Below are 5,023 nucleotides of genomic sequence, written 5' to 3'. Positions count from 1 at the left end.
TGGTACTGCAGTTATGTGGGAGAGTATGTCGTCGCCTTTCTTTTTAAAAACCCTGTTTCTAATCGAAACAGGGTTTTTTGTTTTATAGCGGTTTTGAGTGGTAAAGACCTTTGCGTGCTTTGCGTAATACTTTGCGCACTTTGCGGTTAAAAAACAGACCGCGGATTGTGCTGATTCGCTATGCGAAAACGCGGATTAGAACGGATTTTTTTGTGTTTGTTCTTTATTTTAGGTTGTATCCTTTGAGTAATCTTCTTTTTGCCGTAAACTGCGTTAGGGATGGCAGCGGTATCCTTTTGCGATACCTTTGGTCTTCTAATAATCTCCGAAAACTTTTATCGCAAAAGATTTAGCGGACAGCCCGACCCGGAGGGGAACGCCATAGTTATTTTGATTGTTTTAGCGGCTTAGTTTTATTTTTGTGCGGTATAATGACCTTTGGTTGTCTGGACTAAAAAAAGTGCCTGAAATCGTCTGTTTTGCAGGATTGTATTTTTGAATTTTTTGGCTGCTTTTGTGCGGATCTGGTTTTTGATAAAACGATATCAGTTTAAATAGTCAGATTGTAGCCAACTTTTACTTTATCCATTATGACATGAGTGTAAAAATGTTTGACATTTGGGTTGTCCATAAGCCATTTTTTAGCGAATGATTCGTAGTGCTGCATGTTTTCTGCATTTACAATAATGACAAAATCGTAGGTGCCGGTTACAAAGTAACACTGCATGACTTCAGGGCATTTTCGCATGGAGGCTTTGAATTTTTCTAAGGCTTTTGAATTTCCATCCGCCAGAATAATATCCACTATGCAGGTAACGGTGAGTCCTAGGGCACTTGGTGCTATAATGGAGATATCTGCCTCTATTATTTTGTTTTCTCTTAATCTTGTTAGCCTTCTTTGTACTGCCGAACTGCTTAAATTTACTAAGTCTCCAAGTTCTTGTGCGGTCATTTTATTATTCTCCTGCATGTATTGCAAAAGCTTTTTGTCGTATTCGTCTAGTGTTTGCATTTTTTGCCCGTTTTTCTTGTAAAATTAAATCAAATCAGTCATTTATCGTGTTCATTTGCAGAAATAAAGCAGAGAATCCTGAGTAGTTTTGTATGGTAATATTTAATATAAAAAGAGATGAAAGTACATTTTTCAAAGGATGCTCCAAAATCAATTGGGCCTTATTCGCATGCTATACAAAGTGGTAATTTGTTATACTGCTCCGGCCAGACACCAATTAAGCCTGAGCGTATGAAAATTGAGATTGCCGATGTAAAAGGACAGACGCACAGGGTTATTAAAAATCTTCAGGCTGTTTTGCAGGAAGCCGGACTTACGCTTAACCATGTTATAAAAGTAAATGTGTTTTTAACGGATATGGGGAATTTCTCAGGAATGAATGAAGTTTATGCTTTGTGTTTTGGTGAACACCGTCCGGCCAGAAGTACTGTTGCAGTAAAAGGATTGCCTTATGATGCTTTGGTTGAAATAGAATGTATAGCAGAGTTTAAAAATGATGTTGAATAGTAAAAAATGAAACTAATGGAAAATATGCAAAGTGCTTTTTCGCGAAGTGAAATTGAAAGATTTAGAAATGAAACTATAGGTTGTAAAAATGTAAGTCATTTAAACAATGCGGGAGCAAGTCTTATGCCGGACGTGGTAACGCAGGTAGTTTTGGAACATATAAAGTTAGAATCTGAAATAGGGGGCTACGAAGCAGCTGCTTTAAAAGCAAATGAAATTCAACAATTTTATGTGCAGGCCGGGAAGCTGGTTAATTGTAATCCCTCGAATATTGCTTTTACGGCAAGTGCTACAGATTCTTATACCCGTGCATTGTCTTCTATCCCGTTTTCTCCTGGTGATATCATATTGACGGATAATGATGATTTTATTTCGAATCAGATTCAGTTTATTTCATGTCAGAAAAGATTTGGAATAAAAATCATAAGAATAAAAAATGCAGAAATCGGCGGTGTAGATCTGCATGATTTAGAAGAGAAGTTATTTGCTCTTAAGCCAAAATTATTGGCGATAACACATATTCCTACGAATTCGGGCTTGGTTCAGTCTGTTAAAAGCATAGGTGATATATACAGTCGTTATGCAAAAGAACATAGCGATAAAACCTGGTACATTCTCGATGCTTGTCAGTCTGCAGGTCAGATGAAGCTGGATGTTGAAGAACTAGCATGTGATTTTTTGAGTATAACCATCAGGAAGTTTTTAAGAGGTCCTCGAGGTACCGGTTTTCTTTATATTTCGGATAGAGCTTTAAAATCCGGGCTTGAGCCATTATTTATTGATATGAGAGGTGCCGACTGGATTGAAAAAGATGAGTACAAACCACAACCCGGTGCCAGACGTTTTGAAGATTGGGAGTTTGCTTATGCGCTTGTTTTGGGAAGTAAAGTGGCGATTGAGTATTGTTTGAATATAGGGGAGGATAAAATTTGGCAGCAGATACAACTGTTGTCAAAACATATGAGAAATGAATTGTCAAAAAATCCTAAGATTAGGGTTTTGGATAAGGGACCTGAGTTGGGTGCATTGGTTACTTTTACCGTTAAAGATTCACAGCCGGGATTTATCGTTGAGGAATTGCTGAAGAGAAAAATCAACGTTGTACCTAGTTTTCGAAATTTTGCTGTTATTGATTTTGATGAAAAAGGAGTAGAGTGGGCCATCAGGGCATCTCCACATTATTACAATACTTTCGAGGAAATCGACTTGTTTGTTGAGGCTGTTAAGGAAATCGTGTAAATGTAATTTTTTGTATTGATCAACAGCGGTGATTTGCGAAGAAAAAGTAAGCATAAAAAAAACTCCTTAATTGCTTAAGGAGTTTTTTGTGGGCTGTCAGGGTTTGCAATCGAACACTTAATCCCTGTTTTAACATTTTTTAAAAATATAAAATGAAGTATATTGGTTAAATTGTATTTGTGATTGTTCTAATATTTTCTTTGGAAAGAAATACCATTGAATAGATATACACCACTTGGACTTGCTCCTCCAAACCACAATTCTCCTTGTTTGCTTTTATATATAGTCCAAATATGTCTACTTGCAAGTCCGTCATCTTTGGCAAAATTTTTCACAGAATTACCATTATATCTCCATACACCAGATCCTACAGTTCCAAACCAAATATTTCCTGAAGTATCCTCTCCAATGGAGAAAACTCTCTCAAGAGAATTGCCTTTGGTGTCCTCTTTTTTTAATTTTTGTTGTGCTGTGAAATTGATCACTTTTTTCCCGTCATATTTTAAAACACCGTTGCCGTTATTGCCAATCCAAAGGTTTCCTTTGCTGTCTTCCATTATATTACGTATATGTAAAAATCCAGTTGGTCCGTTTAGTCCAAGATATTCATTGTCTATTATTTTAAAATTGGAGCCATTATAACCGATTACGGCACCGTACATTCCAAACCAAATTGTTCCATTTTTACTTTTAACATAGGGTGTTGAAATGTAATATTTGAAACCATCCTCAGGTTTAGGTGTAACAGGAAACACGCGATAGGAAAGCTTTTGTCCATCATATTGATACACCCCGGGATATTTTTCAAGTTTATTGTAGCCCTTAATTTCATCCCCTTTAAACCAAAGATCACTTTCGTTTACCTGCCATTCGTTCTTTGAGTTGTAATTTCGTTCTTTGTATGTAGTTAATTCTTTTCCGTTATAAGTACTCAACCCTCTCCCGCATTCAAACCAAATTATACCATTTTTATCCTCATAAATATTCCTGACCTGATTGTGACTTAATCCGTTTTCTGTAGTAAAATATTGGAGCTTGCCATTGTTAAGCAAGCACACTCCTTCATTGTAACTCCCAAACCAAATATTTCCTTTACTATCTTCTAAAATTGAACGTACTCCGGAGGTGAATTTTAATTTTGTACTGCCAATTTCACTTTCAGTTGGTTTAGACTTATTTGATTGATTTTGATTATTACAAGAGATTATTAGAACAATCAAAAATATGTAGTAGAAGTTAAGTCTGTATTGCCTGTGTAATTTTACTTTCATCTCTAGGAATATTTTTTTATAACTCATAATTTATATATACTCGTTGCATAACGCATATCATATTTATTATATTGAGTACGCAATGTACTATAAAGTTTCAAAAAGAATATTTTGAGGTTTATATATTTTTTGGAATAAAAAAATAATTCAGAAATTTGCTAAGAAAAAGATAATAAAAAAAACGCCACTGTCTTACAGTGGCGTTGTTTGTCTTTGTGTGGGCTTTCAGGGACAGAAATCGAACACTTGATACCTGTTTTGACGTTTTTCGAAAAATTAATTTTTTAGGCGGTGCACGGGAATTGAAGAAGAAACGACTGACTGGTACTGACGAACTAGGAAAGAGACGGCTTTGATTGCCCGTTATTAATTTATTATCGTACCACTTCTAATATTTTTGAAGTTATTTGCTCTAATGCAGTTTCTATATTGTAAATCCGAGCGTAATCTTTTAAAGGAATGATTTTTTCCTCATCTTGATTTGTAACATTATTTTTTACGTTACCATAGGGCAAATACTGATACTCTGTCAATTTTAATAATGAATCCTTCAATTCACTTGGATCGCTGGAGTCATTTTTCAATTTGTCCAACCCTGTAAAACTACTGACAATAACACATAAAATATTTTTTTTAGGATTAACGTTAATCAAATCCATTCCTTTTTGGACCTCCTGCTCTAAAATGTATTTAGAAGAAAAGAAATTGGCGGATAACATGTAAATTATTAAATCACTTTCTTCTAACTCTTTTTGAATTTGGGCATCCCATTTACCAATAGAAATTTCTTCACAACTCCAATTATCGGCGATGTCAAAAGTTTTTAGAATATTAAGGTGCTTCTTTAATTCATTTTTAAATTCTACGTCTGGAAAAACCGGTCAATTTGACCACCTAATTCCGGAGTAAATTGACCACCCGTTCCGGAGCAAACTGACCACCTGATTCCGGAGCAAATTGACCACCAGGTTTTGTGGTTAATTAACGATTAAAA

5 protein-coding genes are annotated in these 5,023 nt (G+C 35.4%); 2 read left to right on the top strand and 3 right to left on the bottom strand.

Annotated elements, in window-relative coordinates; translation table 11 throughout:
- Positions 1-550: 550 nt before the first annotated feature.
- A complete protein-coding gene (locus ACN1CN_RS22495) occupies positions 551-1,012 on the bottom strand; it encodes an Lrp/AsnC family transcriptional regulator (RefSeq protein WP_419137892.1) in 462 nt (153 codons plus the stop codon).
- Between the two features lie 117 nt (positions 1,013-1,129).
- On the opposite strand from ACN1CN_RS22495, the gene ACN1CN_RS22490 reads away from it, so the two are divergent.
- Both ACN1CN_RS22490 and ACN1CN_RS22485 read left to right on the top strand, forming a co-directional pair.
- On the top strand, positions 1,130-1,519 hold the full coding sequence (locus tag ACN1CN_RS22490) for a RidA family protein (RefSeq protein WP_419137891.1): 390 nt from the start codon (positions 1,130-1,132) through the stop codon (positions 1,517-1,519).
- Positions 1,520-1,534: 15 nt separating this feature from the next.
- On the top strand, positions 1,535-2,758 hold the full coding sequence (locus ACN1CN_RS22485) for an aminotransferase class V-fold PLP-dependent enzyme (protein ID WP_419137889.1): 1,224 nt from the start codon (positions 1,535-1,537) through the stop codon (positions 2,756-2,758).
- A gap of 188 nt (positions 2,759-2,946) precedes the next feature.
- Here the strand turns inward: ACN1CN_RS22485 and ACN1CN_RS22480 are convergent, their stop codons facing one another.
- Together ACN1CN_RS22480 and ACN1CN_RS22475 are read right to left on the bottom strand one after the other, a co-directional pair.
- Complete coding sequence (locus tag ACN1CN_RS22480; protein ID WP_419137887.1) at positions 2,947-4,029, bottom strand: ligand-binding sensor domain-containing protein; 1,083 nt, start codon at positions 4,027-4,029, stop codon at positions 2,947-2,949.
- 374 nt (positions 4,030-4,403) lie between these two features.
- Complete coding sequence (locus tag ACN1CN_RS22475; protein ID WP_419137885.1) at positions 4,404-4,688, bottom strand: hypothetical protein; 285 nt, start codon at positions 4,686-4,688, stop codon at positions 4,404-4,406.
- Between the last annotated feature and the right edge of the window lie 335 nt (positions 4,689-5,023).

The sequence above is a fragment of the Flavobacterium sp. T12S277 genome (assembly GCF_048514875.1).
Taxonomy (GTDB): Bacteria; Bacteroidota; Bacteroidia; order Flavobacteriales; family Flavobacteriaceae; genus Flavobacterium.
This window is presented reverse-complemented; position numbering and strand designations above follow the sequence as displayed.

Coding starts and splice junctions, on each gene's coding strand:
- ACN1CN_RS22495 (WP_419137892.1), bottom strand. CDS start 1,012: ATGCAAACACTAGACGAATACGACAAAAAGCTTTTGCAATACATGCAG.
- ACN1CN_RS22490 (WP_419137891.1), top strand. CDS start 1,130: ATGAAAGTACATTTTTCAAAGGATGCTCCAAAATCAATTGGGCCTTAT.
- ACN1CN_RS22485 (WP_419137889.1), top strand. CDS start 1,535: ATGGAAAATATGCAAAGTGCTTTTTCGCGAAGTGAAATTGAAAGATTT.
- ACN1CN_RS22480 (WP_419137887.1), bottom strand. CDS start 4,029: ATGAAAGTAAAATTACACAGGCAATACAGACTTAACTTCTACTACATA.
- ACN1CN_RS22475 (WP_419137885.1), bottom strand. CDS start 4,688: ATGGATTTGATTAACGTTAATCCTAAAAAAAATATTTTATGTGTTATT.